At 67.3% G+C, this 17,201-nt stretch carries 23 protein-coding genes; 15 read left to right on the forward strand and 8 right to left on the reverse strand.

The features are described 5' to 3' along the window. Positions 1–77 precede the first annotated feature (77 nt). From ROP_RS00940 to ROP_RS00950, 3 genes are all read left to right on the forward strand, one after another. The gene (locus tag ROP_RS00940; RefSeq protein WP_043826129.1) at positions 78–518 is read left to right on the forward strand and encodes a DUF6292 family protein; all 441 of its coding nucleotides are present in this window, start codon (positions 78–80) and stop codon (positions 516–518) included. Then, entirely contained in the window at positions 515–1,681 is a 1,167-nt protein-coding gene (locus ROP_RS00945; protein ID WP_012687465.1) for an AI-2E family transporter, read from the forward strand. Before ROP_RS00940 ends, ROP_RS00945 begins: the two co-directional genes overlap by 4 nt. A 120-nt stretch (positions 1,682–1,801) precedes the next feature. Continuing rightward, positions 1,802–3,187 carry a WS/DGAT/MGAT family O-acyltransferase gene (locus tag ROP_RS00950; RefSeq protein ID WP_012687466.1) on the forward strand — a complete coding sequence of 462 codons (1,386 nt, stop codon included), beginning with the start codon at positions 1,802–1,804 and terminating at the stop codon, positions 3,185–3,187. A gap of 7 nt (positions 3,188–3,194) precedes the next feature. On the opposite strand, the gene ROP_RS00955 is transcribed toward ROP_RS00950, so the two are convergent. Next, positions 3,195–4,265, reverse strand: a complete 1,071-nt coding sequence (locus ROP_RS00955; protein ID WP_012687467.1) for an iron-containing redox enzyme family protein — start codon at positions 4,263–4,265, stop codon at positions 3,195–3,197. Here ROP_RS00955 and ROP_RS00960 point away from each other — a divergent pair, their 5' ends adjacent. The 3 genes from ROP_RS00960 (at position 4,266) to ROP_RS00970 (ending at position 6,599) form a co-directional block, all read left to right on the forward strand. After that, entirely contained in the window at positions 4,266–4,487 is a 222-nt protein-coding gene (locus ROP_RS00960; protein ID WP_012687468.1) for a CDGSH iron-sulfur domain-containing protein, read from the forward strand. A gap of 217 nt (positions 4,488–4,704) precedes the next feature. Then, positions 4,705–5,160: an STAS domain-containing protein gene (locus ROP_RS00965; RefSeq protein WP_012687469.1), complete on the forward strand. Its 456-nt coding sequence runs from the start codon at positions 4,705–4,707 to the stop codon at positions 5,158–5,160. After that, the gene (locus ROP_RS00970) at positions 5,157–6,599 is read left to right on the forward strand and encodes an alpha,alpha-trehalose-phosphate synthase (UDP-forming) (protein ID WP_012687470.1); all 1,443 of its coding nucleotides are present in this window, start codon (positions 5,157–5,159) and stop codon (positions 6,597–6,599) included. Before ROP_RS00965 ends, ROP_RS00970 begins: the two co-directional genes overlap by 4 nt. A gap of 20 nt (positions 6,600–6,619) precedes the next feature. On the opposite strand, the gene ROP_RS00975 is transcribed toward ROP_RS00970, so the two are convergent. From ROP_RS00975 to ROP_RS00990, 4 genes are all read right to left on the reverse strand, one after another. After that, entirely contained in the window at positions 6,620–7,390 is a 771-nt protein-coding gene (locus ROP_RS00975; protein ID WP_012687471.1) for a GAF and ANTAR domain-containing protein, read from the reverse strand. A 177-nt stretch (positions 7,391–7,567) separates the two neighbouring features. Next, entirely contained in the window at positions 7,568–8,365 is a 798-nt protein-coding gene (locus tag ROP_RS00980) for a SigB/SigF/SigG family RNA polymerase sigma factor (protein ID WP_012687472.1), read from the reverse strand. After that, positions 8,365–8,796, reverse strand: a complete 432-nt coding sequence (locus ROP_RS00985) for an ATP-binding protein (RefSeq protein ID WP_012687473.1) — start codon at positions 8,794–8,796, stop codon at positions 8,365–8,367. The genes ROP_RS00980 and ROP_RS00985 overlap by 1 nt, the downstream gene beginning before the upstream one ends. A 136-nt stretch (positions 8,797–8,932) precedes the next feature. Continuing rightward, positions 8,933–9,178, reverse strand: coding sequence for a cold-shock protein (locus tag ROP_RS00990; RefSeq protein WP_012687474.1), 246 nt, complete (start codon positions 9,176–9,178; stop codon positions 8,933–8,935). A gap of 473 nt (positions 9,179–9,651) precedes the next feature. Between ROP_RS00990 and ROP_RS00995 the strand changes: the two genes are divergently transcribed. From ROP_RS00995 to ROP_RS01015, 6 genes are all read left to right on the forward strand, one after another. Continuing rightward, entirely contained in the window at positions 9,652–10,191 is a 540-nt protein-coding gene (locus ROP_RS00995) for a Dps family protein (protein WP_012687475.1), read from the forward strand. Between the two features lie 42 nt (positions 10,192–10,233). After that, the gene (locus ROP_RS01000) at positions 10,234–10,470 is read left to right on the forward strand and encodes a microaggregate-binding protein 1 (protein ID WP_005570747.1); all 237 of its coding nucleotides are present in this window, start codon (positions 10,234–10,236) and stop codon (positions 10,468–10,470) included. A 46-nt stretch (positions 10,471–10,516) separates the two neighbouring features. After that, positions 10,517–10,780 (forward strand): GlsB/YeaQ/YmgE family stress response membrane protein, encoded by a 264-nt coding sequence (locus ROP_RS01005; protein WP_012687476.1) that lies wholly within the window; start codon positions 10,517–10,519, stop codon positions 10,778–10,780. A gap of 332 nt (positions 10,781–11,112) precedes the next feature. Then, complete coding sequence (locus ROP_RS43395; protein WP_162471086.1) at positions 11,113–11,256, forward strand: hypothetical protein; 144 nt, start codon at positions 11,113–11,115, stop codon at positions 11,254–11,256. Between the two features lie 38 nt (positions 11,257–11,294). Further along, on the forward strand, positions 11,295–11,618 hold the full coding sequence (locus ROP_RS01010) for a hypothetical protein (protein WP_012687478.1): 324 nt from the start codon (positions 11,295–11,297) through the stop codon (positions 11,616–11,618). Continuing rightward, a complete protein-coding gene (locus tag ROP_RS01015) occupies positions 11,615–12,196 on the forward strand; it encodes a DinB family protein (protein ID WP_012687479.1) in 582 nt (193 codons plus the stop codon). Before ROP_RS01010 ends, ROP_RS01015 begins: the two co-directional genes overlap by 4 nt. A 6-nt stretch (positions 12,197–12,202) precedes the next feature. On the opposite strand, the gene ROP_RS01020 is transcribed toward ROP_RS01015, so the two are convergent. Then, complete coding sequence (locus tag ROP_RS01020; RefSeq protein WP_012687480.1) at positions 12,203–13,936, reverse strand: cutinase family protein; 1,734 nt, start codon at positions 13,934–13,936, stop codon at positions 12,203–12,205. 500 nt (positions 13,937–14,436) lie between these two features. Between ROP_RS01020 and ROP_RS01025 the strand changes: the two genes are divergently transcribed. From ROP_RS01025 to ROP_RS01035, 3 genes are all read left to right on the forward strand, one after another. Then, the gene (locus tag ROP_RS01025; protein WP_012687481.1) at positions 14,437–15,162 is read left to right on the forward strand and encodes a GAF and ANTAR domain-containing protein; all 726 of its coding nucleotides are present in this window, start codon (positions 14,437–14,439) and stop codon (positions 15,160–15,162) included. 313 nt (positions 15,163–15,475) lie between these two features. After that, positions 15,476–15,808, forward strand: coding sequence for an STAS domain-containing protein (locus ROP_RS01030; RefSeq protein WP_012687482.1), 333 nt, complete (start codon positions 15,476–15,478; stop codon positions 15,806–15,808). Between the two features lie 30 nt (positions 15,809–15,838). Continuing rightward, positions 15,839–16,510, forward strand: a complete 672-nt coding sequence (locus ROP_RS01035; protein WP_012687483.1) for an endonuclease — start codon at positions 15,839–15,841, stop codon at positions 16,508–16,510. 25 nt (positions 16,511–16,535) lie between these two features. Here the strand turns inward: ROP_RS01035 and ROP_RS43140 are convergent, their stop codons facing one another. Continuing rightward, complete coding sequence (locus tag ROP_RS43140; RefSeq protein ID WP_158306500.1) at positions 16,536–16,682, reverse strand: hypothetical protein; 147 nt, start codon at positions 16,680–16,682, stop codon at positions 16,536–16,538. Between the two features lie 77 nt (positions 16,683–16,759). Beyond that, positions 16,760–16,981, reverse strand: coding sequence for a hypothetical protein (locus ROP_RS01040; protein WP_012687484.1), 222 nt, complete (start codon positions 16,979–16,981; stop codon positions 16,760–16,762). Positions 16,982–17,201 lie beyond the last annotated feature (220 nt).

Raw genomic sequence — 17,201 nt, forward strand, 5'->3', positions numbered from 1 at the left:
AACACCCACCGGTGGGTGAAGTTTCAACTGTCGCGGGGCCGGGTATGTCGATCGTCAAACAGCTGAGGCGGTGGACGATGAAGAGCGGAACAGGCATTGCCGACACCCGCACCGTTCGGGACTACATCCACACGGTGGCCAGGAGCGTTCACGCCGATTCCATCGACTGGTGGGAGTGCGACGGATTCGACGCCGTCCTCGTGCTGCCGTTCCGGTTGCACTATCTGCCCGGTCGCAACGCGGTACTGGCCTGGAACCGGACCTTCGGCTGGTCGCTCGGCGTCGAAGGACTGGGTCGCCGCAGCGTTATCGTGATCGACGGCCTCGGCCTCGGCCGGATGCCGTCGCCGGCCGGGTGCGCGGAACGTGCGGCGGAATTGATCGACGACTATTGCCGTTCCACACCGGCACTGCCGGGCCCGCACAGTGCCGTCGCACCGGCCGCTGCGGATCGCTGTCCCCGCATCGGCAACGCCGCCGGCGGCGGACGGCGGGACAGAGTCGTCCGCCGACCGTGACCGGTGGCGCCGAAGGCCACGACGACAATGTGGCCCAACCGCATTCCTCCGCCCAGGAGCAGCCGATCGTCGCCGCGGAGCAGGGCGCGGCACGGATCAGCACGGCGGCGCACCCGCTCGGCAGACCCGGTCCGCGCTTCGACCGCCGGTCCCCGTTCTTCATCGGCATGGCCGGGGCCGCCGGTGTCGCCGTCACGTACGCGCTGATCGAGGTCGTCCTCGCCGCCCGCGGGGTGCTGGTGCTCATCGCCGTCGCCGCCTTCCTCGCGATCGGTCTCGAACCGGCCGTGTCCTGGCTGGTGCGTCACGGATTTCCCCGATGGGCCGCCGTCGCAACGGTCTTCGTGGTCGCGTTCGCGATGCTGGCCGGGTTCCTCGCCGCGGCGATCCCGCCGATGGTGACCCAGGGCGCCGCTCTCGTCCACAACGCCCCCGACTACCTGGGCCACCTCGAGCAGCGCTACCCGGTCCTGCAGGAACTGAGCGCCCGCTTCCATCTGCAGGACGAACTGCGCCGCGCGCTCGACGCGGGCAATGCGCCGATGGTGCTCGGCGGGATCGTCGGTGCGGGCAAGTTCGTGTTCAGCGCCATCAGCGGCACGGTGATCGTGGTCGTGCTCACCGCGTATTTCCTGGCCGACTTCGGGCACATCCGGGCGTCCCTGTACCGCCTGGCCCCGAACTCGCGGCGGCCGCGCACGATTCTGATCGGCGACGAGATCTTCGCGAAGGTCGGCGGCTACGTGCTCGGGAACCTCCTGATCTCACTGATCACCGCGGTCCTCACCTTCGTGTGGCTGGTCGCCTTCGACGTCCCCTACCCACTGTTGCTGGCCGTCCTCGTCGCCGTGCTGGATCTGATTCCGGTGGTCGGTTCCACCCTCGCTGGTGTCGTGGTAGCACTGGTCGCCCTCACCGTCTCGCTCCCGGTGTCGCTGGCGACCGTCGTCTTCTTCATCGCCCTCCGCCTGTTCGAGGACTATCTCCTCGTTCCCCGCATCATCGGCAGAACGGTCAAGGTGCCCCCGATGGTCACCGTCGTCGCCGTCCTCATCGGCGGAGCACTGCTGGGGATCGTGGGGGCGCTGCTCGCGATTCCCGTCGCCGCCGCCGTTCTGCTCCTGGCCCGCGAGACGGTGTTTCCGCAGCTCGACCGCGGTTGAGCGGGCGCGACGCGAAAACGGCCCTGTGGAAGAAGTTTCCATGTTCTGCTTACCCTGGAGACGTGGGATGCGCCGGGGCATGCTCGGGGTCGTGTCCCGAGCAGGAGAAAGAGGCGCTGCATGTCGGTGATGAGTCCCACCGAGGCGATGTTCGTGCTGTTCGAAACACCCTCGCACCCCATGCACATGGGTGCGCTCGAACTGTTCGAACCGCCGCGCGAATCGGGACCCGATCACGCCCGGCTCATGTTCGAGGCGCTGATCTCGCAGGAGGGTGCGTCCGACACGTTCCGCCGGCGCGCCGTCCGCCCGCTCCGGGGCGCCAGTTACCCGTGGTGGTCCGTCGACGACCGCGTCGACCTCGGCTACCACGTGCGGCACACGGCGGTGCCGGGGCGGGGCCGAATGGAGGACCTGCTGTCGCTGGTGTCCCAGATGCACGGCATGCCGCTCGATCCGCAACACCCGATGTGGGAGATCCATGTCATCGAAGGGCTCGCCGACGGGCGGACGGCCGTCTTCTCGAAGATCCACCTGTCCCTGATGGACGGACCGGCGGGGCTGCGACTGCTCCACCACGCCCTGTCCACCGACCCCGACGCCCGCGACTGCCCCGCACCGTGGACGCCCGGCGTGTCCGGCACGTCGCGGCGCGAATCCGCGCTGCCCGTGGCCGCGGTCCGGGCCGGGGTGCGGGCGGCCACCAGCATCGTGGGGGTGCTGCCCGCGCTCGCGAAAGTCGCATACGACGGGGTCCGCGACCAGCATCTGACGCTTCCGCTGCAGTCGCCGCCCACGATGCTCAACGTTCCCGTCGGCCGGGCCCGGAAACTTGCGGCGCGGTCGTGGCCGATCCGGCGGCTGGTGTCGGTGGCCGCCGCCGCCCGCACCACGATCAACGCGGTGGTGCTCGCGATGTGCTCGGGGGCGCTGCGCCACTATCTGGTCGAGCAGTACGCGCTGCCCGAAGCGCCGTTGACTGCGATGCTGCCGGTCCCGCTCGACCTCGGCGGCACCATGATCGGGCCACGCGGCCGCGACCACGGGGTCGGCGCGATGGTCGTCGGGCTGGCCACCGACGAAGCGGACCCGGCCGCCCGCCTCGCCCGCATCAGCGAGTCCGTCGAGCACACCAATCGGGTGTTCGGCGCGCTGAGCCACACCCAGTTCCAGGTGATGAGCGCACTGGCGATCAGCCCGATCCTGCTCGAACCGGTCCGCCGGTTCGTGGACGACACTCCCCCGCCGTTCAACGTCATGATCTCCTACATGCCCGGTCCGTCGCGGCCGCGGTACTGGAACGGCGCCCGCCTGGACGCGGTGTACCCGGCACCGACGGTCCTCGGCGGTCAGGCGCTGAGTATCACCCTCACCAGCCGGTCCGGTCAGCTCGATGTCGGCGTGGTGGGCGATCGGCAAGCCGTCCCGCATCTCCAGCGGATCATCACGCACCTGGAGACGTCGCTGACCGATCTGGAGAACGCGGTCGCCGCGTCCGGCACCTGACCGGCCGCTACCCGGCCGGTTGCCGCAGGGACGTGCGATTACGCTCCCAGCATCGGGTGACGTGGTCGCCGACCAGGTCGTCGAACGCGAGGCACGCCGCGGCCCCCAGCAGGACGTCGTCGGCCGCCGCGGGCCGGGCGGCGACCAACCCGCCGGCGAGGTCCCGGCACACGATCTGTTCGTGCACGGAGTCGGCCTCCACGTGCTCGTCGAAGAACAGGGTGGCCGCCTTCCCGAATCCGAGACGACGCAGTCCGGCGGCGTACTTCTTGCTCGGCAACGCGGACGTGGTCTCGACCGCGCACAGGTGCCCCACCAGGGCGCCGAGCCGGCTGCGGTGGAGGCCGAACAGCGACAGCGCGTTCAGCGATGCCAGCGTCACGGCGGGCACCGCGTCGACGTAGTGCGCGTACCCGTCGGACAGTCCGAGTTCGCGCATCGTCGTCGCGAACAACGCCGAGTGCATCCGCTCGGGTCGGCCGCCGCCGTATTCGTCGGACTGCACCTCCACCAGCGCCGCCTTCGGTGCGCCCGCGAGCCGCGGAATGCCGAGCGTGTGCACATCCGCCTCACGCAACTGGTTGAGGGAGCGGTGGATCAGCAGTTCCCGGAACTGGGAGAGATCCGCGTCGTGGGCCATGTATCCGGACAGTCCCGGCGCCGTGCTGGGGGCGGTCATCTCCCACAGCGCCGCCACCACGTCGCCGACAGCCGTCGGCGGATCCGCGAGGGCGCGGATCGCGGCATCGAACGGCACCTCCAGCGCCGACCGGGCGAAGATCAGGTCGCTGTCCCACTCCCACCGGTCGTCGACCCCGGCTATGCCCTGCAGGTGCAGTTCGTACAGTGCGGTCAGACAGATCTGCGCGTCCTCGTCGAACAGAAACGCCCGCGGGTCGTCGCGTTCCGCCGATGCGAGGGCGAGCGCCGCCGTCACGAACGGTTCGGCCTCGGCGGTGTCTCCGCGCAGAATGGGGAACAGGAGACCGCTGACGGGACCGCGCGGAGCCGGACAGGGCATGGACGTTCCCGCCTGCGGCGCCGTGCCCGACGCCGACCGAGAGTGCAAGGTGGTCATATGAACTCCATTCCCCTTTCCGGGGCCGGCGAATCCGACGTAACCATCACCGTGTGCCCGGACGGCCCGCTCCTGGTGCGTGGTGCGGCGCGGATCCTCGACACCGAAGGTAACCCGATCGGCGGTGACCGGGCCACCGTGGCCCTGTGCCGGTGCGGTCGGACGAGCATCGCCCCCTTCTGCGACAGCTCGCACAAGAAGAAACGGCGCCGACCGCAATAGTGAATCATCGAGAGCGAAACTAGAAGCAGGGCAACGGAACCCGGAGTATTCACCCGCGGTGACGGTGCCCCGCGAGGCGAAAGCCCCCGCCGCCGTTGCCGGGATGGGGTAACGTCGGAGTCCTGCACGGTTGAGCCCCCAGCCGCAATGGACGGGCACGGTTCACGCGCCTTCTTTCGTGCCTGTCTCCTTCGATGCTCGATCGTGAGGAAACGACATGAAGACTGTTCTCGGAGCGCGACCGACGCGCCGCGCCCCCGCAGAGAAACCGGCACTGTTCAGCTGGGCCGTCGAGCCCGAGCACGGGCGGCTCTCCGTCGACAGTGCACCCGCCGCCGACGGGATCCTCGTCGTCCGGATCTCCGGTGACATCGACGTCACCACTCTCCCGTCGTTCGGGAGTCATCTCGAGGAAGCGATCGACGAACGGTTGCCGTTCGTTCTCGACCTCACCGACGTGCAGTTCTTCTGCGCGTCGGCCCTGCCGGTTCTCGAGATCATGTCCGCCCGCGCGCACCGGCTCGCCGTGCCGTGGGCGGTGACCGGGAACAACGCACTCCGCAGACCGCTGACGGCGATGAACATGGCCGCGGCCATCCCCTTCTGCACCGACCTCGAGGACGCGTTTCGGCTGGTCGCCGGTGGAATGCGGCAGGGTGGGCGCTCGGCGTGAACGATTCTGCTCCGCACGGCACGTCCGACTTCGTGGTCGTCGCCAACCGGCTGCCCGTGGACATGGAGACACTCGACGACGGAACGACACGCTGGAAACGCAGTCCCGGAGGGCTCGTCACCGCCCTGGAACCGATCCTCCTCGGACGGGAGCGCGGATCCTGGGTGGGCTGGCCGGGGGTGCCCGATACGAAGGTCGAACCGATCGTCTCCGGTGGGGTCGATCTGTTCCCGGTGGAACTGAGTTCGGACGAGGTGGCCCGGTACTACGAGGGGTTCTCGAACGCGACGCTGTGGCCGCTGTACCACGACGTGCTGGTGGCCCCGGTGTTCGACCGGGACTGGTGGCATACCTACCTGGAGGTGAATCGCCACTTCGCGGAGGAGACGGCGCGCACCGCCGCCGAGGGCGCCACGGTGTGGGTGCAGGATTATCAACTCCAGCTGGTGCCGCGCCTGCTCCGGGAGATGCGCCCCGATCTGACCATCGGATTCTTTCTTCACATCCCGTTCCCGCCGGTCGAATTGTTCATGCAGCTGCCGTGGCGAAAGGAGATCGTGGAGGGGCTCCTCGGGGCCGACCTCATCGGTTTCCATCTGCCCGGGGGCGCCCACAACTTCCTGTTCCTGGCCCGCAGACTGCTCGGACTCGACGCCACCACCGCGGGCGTCGGCGTGCGCGGCGCACTCGGCACGGTGACACTCGACGACCGAGTCGTGCACGTCGGCGCCTTCCCCATCTCCGTCGACGCCCGGAAACTCGTCGAACAGGCGACCGAGCCCGCCGTCGTCGAACGGGCCGCGGAGATCCGCCGGGAGCTCGGGAACCCACGGAAGATCCTCCTCGGCGTCGACCGACTCGATTACACGAAGGGCATCGACCTGCGGCTGTCGGCGCTCGGTGAACTGCTCGACGAGGGGCGGCTCGACCCGTCCGACACCGTGATGGTGCAACTCGCCACCCCCAGCCGTGAACGCGTCGAGCACTACATGAAGATGCGCAGCTCCATCGAGGAGCAGGTCAGCCACATCAACGGCGACCACGGGCAGATAGGCCGGCCGGTGGTGCACTACCTCTACCAGCCGGTCGATCGCAGCGAGCTGATCGCGCTGTTCCTCGCCGCCGACGTCATGCTCGTCACCCCGATGCGCGACGGGATGAATCTCGTGGCCAAGGAGTACGTTGCCTGCCGGGCCGACCTGGGCGGTGCGCTGGTACTCAGCGAATTCGCGGGTGCCGCCGCCGAACTCCGGGGCGCCTACCTGGTGAACCCGCACGACCTCGACGGGGTGAAGAACACGATCGTGGCCGCACTCGGCCAGGAGCGAGAGCAGGGACGGCGAAGAATGTCGCGGCTGCACCGGCAGGTGCTCGACCACGACGTGCACCGGTGGGCGCAATCCTTCCTCGGAGCACTCGACCCGAACGCGGCCGACTGATCACACCGTCCCGGCCGGCCTCACTCCGGATTCGTGACCGATTCGACGATGCGGCGCGCCACCTCCGCCAACTTCACGTGCTCCTGCTGCGACTGCGCGACGAGGATCTCGAACGCCCGGTCCGCGGACACACCCCGCAGTGCCATCACGATCCCCTTGGCCTGCTCGATGACCGCACGGGTCTTCATGGCCCGCGTGAGACCCGTCACCTCGTTCCTGGCCAACTCCACGCTGCGCGCGCTCCTGAGCAATCCTTCGATCGCCGTGGTGTAGACGAGGAGCACGACGGCGTCGAGTTCACTGAAACCGTGATCGCCCCGCCCGTAGATGTCGAGGGTCCCGGCCAGGGCCTCGTCCACCGCGAGCGGCGCGGACAGGAAACTGCGCATTCCCGCCTGGTCCAGGTTGTCGGCCAGGGACGGCCACCGGGCCGCGGCTTCCCCGCGCGTCGCCTTGACGACCTTCCGGCTGCCCGCCACGCCGAAGTAGTCGTCGCCGTCGATGGCCTGGAAGCTCTGAATGTCGATCTGCCGGACCGTCTCGTCCGCGTAGGCGACCGTCTCGACGAGTCCGTCGCGCAGCAACGACACTCCGGCCATGTCGGCGTCGGCGATCGCGTCCACCACCTGTTCGCAGACCCGTTGCAGCAGCAGGCCCATCTCCACCTGTGAGCCGGAGTTCCAGTTGAACTCGTCCAACGCGGTTGCCAGGGAGCCCAGTTGGGCAGCGATCGTCCCCCCGTCGAGATCAGGGGACATCGACTCAGGGCGCTCACCCGCAGTCTCGGACATTCTCGGATACACCTCGGATTCCGGGTGTAACCGACAGGACACCCACTGAACGAACGCAGCAGTTGTCTCTACCGTCGAGAAGACTTTACTCGACCCGGGAACCGACTTCGTCCACCGATCCCGTCCCCGGCTCTGCCGGTTCACCCGAGTCGGTTCGAACGAGCCGAGACAGCGCGCTCAGCCGCCGCCCAGCTGCTCCCGCAGCCCGGACAGGGTGCGTGCCAGGATCCGCGAGACCTGCATCTGCGAGACGCCCACGCGCTGGGCGATTTCCGTCTGGGTCATCGATCCGAAGAAGCGCAGCATCAACACTCGGCGTTCGAGCGGCGGAAGTTTCTCCAGCGCCGGCCGAACCGAGGCGTGACTCTCCACGTTCGCGAGCTCGGGGTCCTCTTCGCCGAGTGTCTCGGCGAGGGGTAGGTCGTCGGGGTCATCTCCCATGGCCGCATCCATCGACAGGGTTTGGTAGGCATTCTTCGCGAGCAGGCCCTCGGACACTTCCCGGACGTCGAGTTCGAGTTCGGCGGCGATCTCGCTGGCCGACGGCGACCGACCCAGTTCCTGCGACAGTTCGTCGACGGCCTTGGCGATCAACGCGTGGAGTTCCTGCATGCGGCGGGGCACCCGCATCGACCAGCCGGTGTCGCGAAAGTAGCGGCGGACCTCACCCATGATCGTGGGTACCGCGTAGGACACGAAGTCGAAGCCGCGGTCCGGGTCGAATCGGTCGACCGCCTTCACCAGCCCCAGCCGGGCGACCTGCAGCAAATCTTCGTGCGCCTCGCCGCGGCCGCCGAAGCGGCGGGCGATGTGATCGGCCAGCGGAAGGCAACGTGTGATGATCTCGTCGCGCAGCGCGGACGCCTCCCCGGACGATTCCTCCAAGATTCGCAGGCGCGCCACGGCGGGCGCCACGTCCTTGTAGTCGTCTCTGCCGGGACGGTGCCGTTCGCTGCGTTCCGAAACCGGTGACACTAGTTGGTGCCCCGGTATTTGACCAGTTCCACCGCCACGGTCCGCTCGACGGACCCGTTGCCGACGGGCCCCTCCGACACCGAAACCGCGTTCATCAACGTCTCGAGCACATGCCAGCCGAAACTCTCCCGGTTGGGCACGCCGCGTCGACTGAGGGGTGCACTGATCGTCACGTGCAACCCGGTTTCCGTCACGGCGAAGGAACACGTCAGTTCGGCGCTACCCGGCGTAGCCGCGATCAGTTCCGAACACACCTCGTCCACGGCGAGTTTGATATCGGCGACGTCGTCGAGCGTGAAGTCTCCCAGAACGGCGAGAGTTTCCGCCACGGCGCGCACCACAGGCAATTGTTCGAACTCCGCCGCCACACGAAGTTCCACGGGCACACCGGATCTCGTTTTCATTCGTCTAACCTCGCCGACCTCGGCCATCTGCACTCCACGTCTGTGTCGTCGGTTTCTGCGACTCCCGGCAGCGTACCCAGCTGCCGCGGCCCTCAACCCGCCGGCGAACGAAAGTGCGAATGCGGCCCTGACGTGTGGTTCGACGAACCCGATTCCGTAGGTCTCAGGCGATCCGGACGTCGCGTGCCTGGTTGCCGGTGTCGGTGCGGCAGACGGTGAAGCTGACGCGCTGTCCCTCCACGAGGATGCGGTGACCGTCGCCGGCGATTTCGGAGACGTGGACGAAGACGTCGTCGGATCCGTCGGCCGGGGCGAGGAACCCGAAACCCTGGTCGGCGTTGAACCACCGCACCGTGCCGGTCCGCAGGGCGGTCGACGGACGGGCAGGCAGTGTGTCGCCGGCGCTCATCGTGCCGTCTTCCGATCGGCCAGGCCGTGGAGCGCGGCGCCGCCCCCCAGGCTCGCGACGAGCAGAACCACAAGCAGAGCCACGTTGAGCATTGCTCCTCCTCGGCGTGCGTACCTTCGGCCCCCTGGCCGAATCAACCCGAAAGTAGTGCGTCGCTCTCGCGTGCGGGACGGTTCGGGCCGAGCGTTTGCACAATCGAGATCTGGCGGACACAACGCATCCACATCGACAGCCACAGAAGATCTGGCTTGCTCGACATAGATTTTGTAGTACGCTCGAAGCGTCGGAACTTTCGAGTCGAGAACGCTCGAGCGACACGACCGGATGTCACCGGCGAGGCAGGGGCCCGTGATTCGAGACCTTCCGTCAGGGTACGCGGTGAGTTCACCAAGCGCCGCCCCGCCGGGGGCCGAGCGGGGCATCCAAGCCTCGGGGTTCCGCAGGCAGTCAGTAAGCGAACGAGAGGACCGAGAATGTCGAAGTTCACCGTGCCAGGTCTTTCCGACGATCAGGGAGCGCGCGTCGCCGACATCCTGCAGAAGCGGCTCAGCGCATACAACGACCTGCATCTGACGCTCAAGCACATTCACTGGAATGTGGTGGGTCCGAATTTCATCGGCGTGCACGAGATGATCGACCCGCAGGTCGAGTTGGTGCGCGGATACGCGGACGCGGTGGCCGAGCGCATCGCCGCCCTCGGGAAGTCGCCGGACGGCACGCCGGCCGCCATCACCCGCGACCGCACGTGGGACGACTACTCGGTCAACCGCGACACGGCGCAGGCCCACCTCGGTGCCCTCGACCTCGTGTACAGCGGCGTCGTCGAGGACAACCGCAAGGCGATCGCGGAGACGGGCGACCTCGACCCGATCACCGAGGACCTCCTCATCGGCCAGACCGGCGAACTCGAAAAGTTCCAGTGGTTCGTGCGCGCCCACCTCGAAAACTCCGGCGGCGGCCTCTCCACCAACGGTGCGAACACCGAGAAGCAGGCCGCCTCGCAAGCGCGGTGAGCACGGACCGGCCTACCCACCCACTACCGAAAGGTGACGAACATGGCTGAGAACAACAGCGGACCGGCAGAGGCCGTCAAGGGCGTCGTCGAAGACGTCAAGGGCAAGGCGAAGGAAGCCGCGGGCGCGGTGTCCGGCCAGGACGACCTCACCCGCGAGGGCAAGGCGCAGCAGGACAAAGCCGCCGCCCAGCGCGAGGCAGCCGCGAAGGAAGCCGAAGCGGAGAAGGCCCGCGGCAAGGCCGAGGCACAGGAAGCACGCCAGCGCGCCGAACAGTGACAACCGGCCACCGCCGGACGACACTCACCCCTGAAAGGACTGATACGTGCTAGGACTGGGAATTCTGGGCTGGATCATCATCGGCGGTCTCGCCGGGTGGATCGGCAGCAAGATCATGAAGACCGACGCCCAGATGGGGATCGTCCTCAACATCGTCGTCGGAATCGTCGGCGGACTACTCGGCGGTTTCATCCTCAGCCTCTTCGGCACCGACGTGGAAGGCGGCGGTCTCTGGTTCAGCTTCTTCACCTGCCTCCTCGGCGCGGTGATACTCCTGTTCCTGGTCAAACTCGTGACCGGGCGACGTTAAACGCCCGACTGCGGAACCGGGCCTGCCCATCACACAATGGGCAGGCCCGGTTTCTCCTCGCCCGGTCCGGTCATCGCCCCAGCAACCGGATCACCGCCCTCTCCACCACTTCCCGCCCAGCGATGGTGTGCCCCCCGAGTCGAACGCGGTGATCACCCGCGGATCGCCGACTGGAGCTACCGCGAGCCGTCGCGGCCGCTGCGGCGCTGGTGATGTTCTGCGGACTCTGGGGCTTCGCCGCAATCCTGCTATCGCGGCATCGGTGAGCCTCTCGTTTTGGTCTCCCCGCTTCCGGGTAGGCGAAACGGAGGCAGCGGAAGGAGAGGGTGATCGTGTCCGAGAGCACGCGCGACGAGAAGGACGAACCGAAGGGCGGCCGCCCGGGCCCAGCCGATCACGGCAAGGACGGCGGCATGGCCACGAGAGAGAACGCGCCAGAATTGACGGAAGACTCCGCCGACGCCGAGAACGACTGACCGAGCCCGGATTGCCGCTCGAGCCCAGGAGGAATGTTGTGACGTATCAGCCGGACAACGGGCCCAGCCGTGAGTTGAATTCCGAATTCCGCCCACAGGACGACGCCCACACCATGCGCAATCACGTCGGTGAGGCGATCACCGACGGCCGGAACTGGCCCGGCTACATCCTGATCGCCACCGGAATCGCCGTGCTCGGGTTGACCTTGGTCGCGGCGGGCTACGGATTCGAGGGCTGGGCGCTGATCGGCGGCATCGCCTGTGTTCTGTGCCTCGTGCTCGGCACCGTGCTGGTGCTCCTCGAACGGCGGCGCGTCAAAGCACTCGAAGGCGAGACGCTGACCGATCAGGAAGGGCATTGACCGATCCGAAGGCGGACCTCCACGACTACCTGCAGGCCGCGCGAGACGCTCTGCTGTGGAAGCTGGACGGATTGTCGGAGTACGACATCCGCCGACCGATGACCGCGACCGGTACGAACCTGCTGGGTCTGATCAAACACCTGACCGGCGTCGAGATCGGCTACTTCGGGGAGCCCTTCGGCCGAGGCGTCGACTTCCCACCGTGGGTGACAGACGACGCCGAAGACAACGTGGACATGTGGGCGACCGCCGACGAGTCACGCGACTACGTCGTCGGCCAGTACCGCCAGGCGTGGGAGCACACCGACGCCACCGTCCGGGCGCTGCCGATCGACGCGCCCGGACGAATACGGCACTGGCCGGAAGACCGCCGCGACGTCACGCTGCATCGGATTCTCGTGCACGTGATCGCCGAAACTCACCGGCATGCGGGGCACGCCGACATCGTCCGTGAACTCGTCGACGGAACTGCCGGGCTGAGGGCGGACAACGACAACTTGCCTACAGCCGAGCGCACGTGGTGGGAGAGCTACCGTGCCCGCGTCGAACGGGCGGCCCGGGAAGCCGGCCAGGGCTGACCGCACTCACCCGGCCGCCGGCTGCACCGTCGTCGTGGTGACTACCGGCGTGGTGGTCGCCGACTCCGTTGCCGTGCTCGCCGCGGGTTCGGCGGTGGTGGTCGCCACCGCGGACGATTCCGAAACGGCCTGCGCCGCAGGCGGCGACGTCGTGTTGGGCGTCGCCACCTCCACGGCTGTCGTCGGTTCGGCGGTCGTCGGTTCGGGCGAAGTCGTGGACGCGACCGTCGTGGGCGCCGGTGAACCGGTCGTCGTCGTGGTTGCACTGACCGCGTCGCTCGCCAGCGCGGGCTTCTTAGCGCCGGCCGTAGTGGTGGGTGCGACCTGCGCCGCTTCCGTGTCCGGTGTCGAGGCGGCGGCGAGTTTCGCAGTCGCTTGCTGCGACGCGGCCGAGCGCGCCTCGCCCTTCTCCGCTTCCTGCGCGAGGTGCGTCAGCCAGGCCGCTGCATACTGGGCAGACGTCAGCGGTCTCCCATTTCCGGCGTTCGCGTCACGCCAGTAGTCGAAGTGGTGTCCGGTCCCCTCCCCCAGCGTCTGCTGGTACGGATCGCTCATCGCCACCTGGATCGTGTTCTGGTTGTCCGCGATGAACCCGATGATTTCGTTCCGCACCTTGGTGGGCAGGTAGACGAGGTCCACCGCCTGGTTGGACGAGATCGGACCGGTCGGCGTGTCGGACTGCGCCGCAACGGGATCGGCGGGCTTGTACGCCGGATCCGACACCTTGACCAAGACGTCGAGGAACGTCTCGTCGGACTGCATCCAATTGTCCTGCGACTGAATGTCCGCGAACGCGGCGAGAGCGATCTGCCCGAGCACCACCGCGAGATCCTGCCCTGTCGCCGGGGTCAGGCCTTCCTTCTGCAATGCGTCGACGTTCAACTGCCGTCCCACGTTGATCGCGAGTTGCAGCAACGCAATGTTCTCCGGAGCGGAGCAGGTGAGATCGCCTTCCGAGCAGAACGACGCCACCTTCCCGTCCAGCGCGCCGAAACTGCCGGACGTGCCGGGCAGAGCGCCCCTCCCGGACGTGCTGGTCTGACCCGACTGGTAGGCCAGATCGAAACCGTCCGGATTGCGGAATTCGTTCTCGGCGCCCGGAAATGCTCCTTCGCCGAGGTTGCGTCCGGCGTCCGCCAGGATGACGACACCGACAACGGACGCGGGATCGAGAATGTCGTACGAGCCGTCCTGGCCGTCCTGGTTCCCGACCTCCATCGCAACGCGTCTCGCGACATCGGCGCCTTCGCTGTAGCCGACGATCGAGAACTTCGTGTCCGGGCACGACGCGTGAATGGAGCGCATGACGGTTTCGGTGTTGTCGACACCGGCGTTCACGGCGTCCTCGTACGAGTTCATGTTCGCCGGATACTCGATGTAGACCGCGGCGTAGGACCCTCCGCCGACGGATTGCTGCGGGGCGTTCACCACCTCATCGATCCAGGGACTGGTGTAGTTGCTGGAGTACGACGCGGGAAGGGGCGTGCCGTCCGGTGCCACGAGCATCTGGTGGGTGCCCGGCCTCGGGCTGTCGCCGCGGCCGGCCACTGCGATGCTGACCATGTCGTAGCACGCGTCCGAGGCCGCTGCGGTCAAGGCTGTCGCCGTCGTGGCCGGCGAACCAGGGTTCGACCACGGTGTCGCGAGCAGCGCCGCGAGTCCCAGCGCGCCGGGGGCGACCAGGCTGCCTGCGATTCTCCGTCGATGCGCGACCTTGCGTGCTGACACGCGACGTTTCATGGTCTACCCCATCCGTCAGTGACGCGTTCCGAACACCCGAGTAGGTGTCAACGCGTTAACAGACAAGTCGCGCAACGCCGCTGCGGTGTTACACCCGTGCCCGATAGGTGTCGATTCAGGATGCTCGGAGGTGCGCGATGAGGATCGCCTCGATCTCCGACCGCCGCGCCGCGGACGGCAGACGCGGCGCCGTCGACCGGGCACAAACCCGCCCCATTCCGCGCCGTCGTCGCGCCCTCGCTCCGGCGCGAGCGCTCGCAACTCCTCCAGATCCTGTGCCACCCACGAGCCCCACAACCAACCCCCCAAAGGGTATTCGAATATACGTTCGAACTACTGCTGGCCGCAGCCCCCGGCAATAGTCGAACCGGGTCGCTCCCGGTCGGCGACCGTCGGCTCGCTCCACCGGCGGTTGTCGCCGTTCTGGCAGAATTGGGCGGACGTCGCTCGAACTGCGGCGCCCGGTTCACGCCGCGTTGTCGCACCTCGGGAGGCAAGTCATGTCGAATGATCCTTCGGAGGCGGCACATGTGGGACGCGACAGTCCCAGCGCCGTCTTCGCGAAGCTGGCGGAGATGGTGTACAACGGCGACGACTTCGATCACGTCTACCAGGCCATCTGCGATGCCGCGGCAACTCTGGTTCCCGGGTGCGCGCATGCCAGCCTCATGCTGAAGCAGAAGGATCGCCACATCACCGTCGCGGCGAGCGACGAGGTCGCAGCGCACGTCGATGCGCTCGAGCGAGCCGAGCAGGAAGGCCCCTGCCTCGACGCGATCGAGAACGACGCACCGCAGGTGGAGGCCGAACTCGCGCGTTCGACGCAGTGGCCGCGCCTCGCCCGGCGCGCGATTGCCGAGACGCCCGTCCGGGGCGCGGCTGGGTTCCGGCTTCTGATTCACGGACGCAAGGTCGGCGCACTCAACCTGTTCGCGGACAACCCCGGAGAGTTCACCGACGAATCGATCGATCAGGCGATCCTGATCACGGCGTTCGCGGCGGTGACCCTGACAGCGCTCCACGAACACCAGGAAGCGCAGACTCTTCGCGACGGCCTCGCCAGCAACCGTGAGATCGGGAAAGCCATCGGGCTGTTGATGGCATTCCACGACATCTCCGAGGATCGGGCTTTCGAACTGCTGCGCAAGACGTCGCAGGACATGAACATCAAGCTCACCAGCGTCGCACGGGAAGTAATCGTGCACCACAATTCGAAATTCGACTGAGTTCGAACGGTGCCGGCAATCAGTTGATGCCCACCTGGTGGAGACGTAGTGTTGATCGCGCGTAGTTGAGAACACAGCCGCAGATTGTTTTTGGAGGCCGCAGCAGTGTGCGACGTACGGATCGCGCACTCCCCCGCCGCCGTGGCACTCCTGCCAGTGCGTTCTTCCACCGACAGCGCACTGAGACCGACAGGTTCCGCGCGATCGGAGGGTCATGAAAACGTTACGCACGTGGTTCCACGGAACTCTCCCGACGGCGTCGCCGGCCACCCGCTGCACCGGAGATACGTTCACCCACGATCGCGGGTTGCGAATGACCGTCGAATTCGCAGCGGAGGCGGACGCCACCGTGGGACGAATCTCGGGCGAAATCGATGTGCTCGCGGCACCGTCCTTCGCGCTCGCTCTCGCACGCCTGACCGACGGAGTCTCGTCCGCACGTGTCATCGTCGACATGACCGCAGTCGACTTTGTCGGAACGTCGGGACTGTCGATTCTGTCCGAGTTCGCCGAATCGGCGAGGCGGCAGCACATTACGTGGGCGCTGGCGGGTAATCGAGCGGTCCTGCGCCCCATCGAGGCCATCGGACTGAGCGCCACGATTCCGACGTGCAGCACGCTTCACGACGCGGTCGACAGGGTGTAGAAGATCGCGCACAGCTGATCGGGGTCGGCGATGCCGGGGAAGCAACCCACCCGCGGGCGTTCGACGTCAGGTGCTGGGGAGACCGTGCGCATGCTCCTCGACAAGGCCGGCCCGACGTATGCGTCCGCGTCGCACATCACGCTGAAGGACACCCCGACACCCCTTTTTCAACTACTGACGCTGTCGCTACTTCTGAGCACCCGAATTTCCTCGGAGATCGCCGTCTCGGCGGCCAGGGAATTGTTCCGTGCGAGGCTGCGCAGCCCGCGCGCGATGCGTGAGGCAGATCGTCGCACTGTAATTTCTGCGCTCGGCCGAGGAAACTACGTTCGCTACGACGAAAGCACAGCTACCCGTTTGCACGCCGCCGCCGTTCGAGTCGACGAGGAGTACGGCGGCGACCTGCGGCGGCTGGCTTCCGCCTGCGATCACGCGACGTCCGCCGCGGTCCGGTTACTGACCGAATTCGACGGGATCGGCCCGGTGGGCGCCGATATTTTTCTCCGGGAAGTGCAGGACGTGTGGTCGTGGGTGCGCCCCTATTTCGACACACGAGCGCGCGAGTCTGCGCGCGATCTGGGGCTACCGGACGATCCCCACGCACTGTACGATCTCGCCCCGCCCGGCCGAGTCGCGGAACTGGCCGCCGCCCTCGTGCGGGTCTCCCTCGACTCGCAACTTCGCGACGAGGTGCGGGGCTGAAGTCCTCGAGAGTCGGTGCCGGCCCCTATTCCGCTCGAACTGCAATCGACTCGCGCTCGTCGTCCTCGCGGAACATCGCTTCGATGCGGTTCTTGATCTCCACCGTGCTCATCGAGCCGCGGGAAGGAGCAAAGCCACGATTGCGAGCCGAGGTGGGCGTGAAGGTGTTCATTCCAGTGCTTTCTGTCTTCCGCGTCGGCGAGAGCCGCGGGGTGGTCGAAGTGTGTCGTCCGCGATGCGGACGTTCGGTCAGATCAAGAGCGCGGCAAGAGCAACGGCGGCGAGCACTGTCACGGAAGTGGCCACCGCGACGAGAATGGAGCCCGTCACCACGATGGCGGGCGCGGTCGCGGTCGCGGCCGAAATGGAAGCGATGTACACGGTCGGGCGCAGCGTGTGCTTTGCCGCCGGCTCCTCGGCGGGCGGCGACATCGTGCGCTGATCGTGCTGTTGCACCGTGGTGCGGATCATGTGCTGGCGTACCCCGTGATTGCGGTGGAGTGACCTGAGTCACAAACTTACGAGTACGTTGTACATCACAACCGGCCCCCCGCGCCAGTGGCTTTACTCCCCCATCACCGCGAAACGTTCTCCTCGGTCTCCGGCGTCCCTCCAGTCACACAACCGCCCCACGCAACGCGACGTCGAGGAATGTTCACCCGGCCCCGTCCCCACCCAACTTCGCCTACTC

This window comes from Rhodococcus opacus B4 (genome assembly GCF_000010805.1).
Classification (GTDB): domain Bacteria; phylum Actinomycetota; class Actinomycetes; order Mycobacteriales; family Mycobacteriaceae; genus Rhodococcus_F; species Rhodococcus_F opacus_C.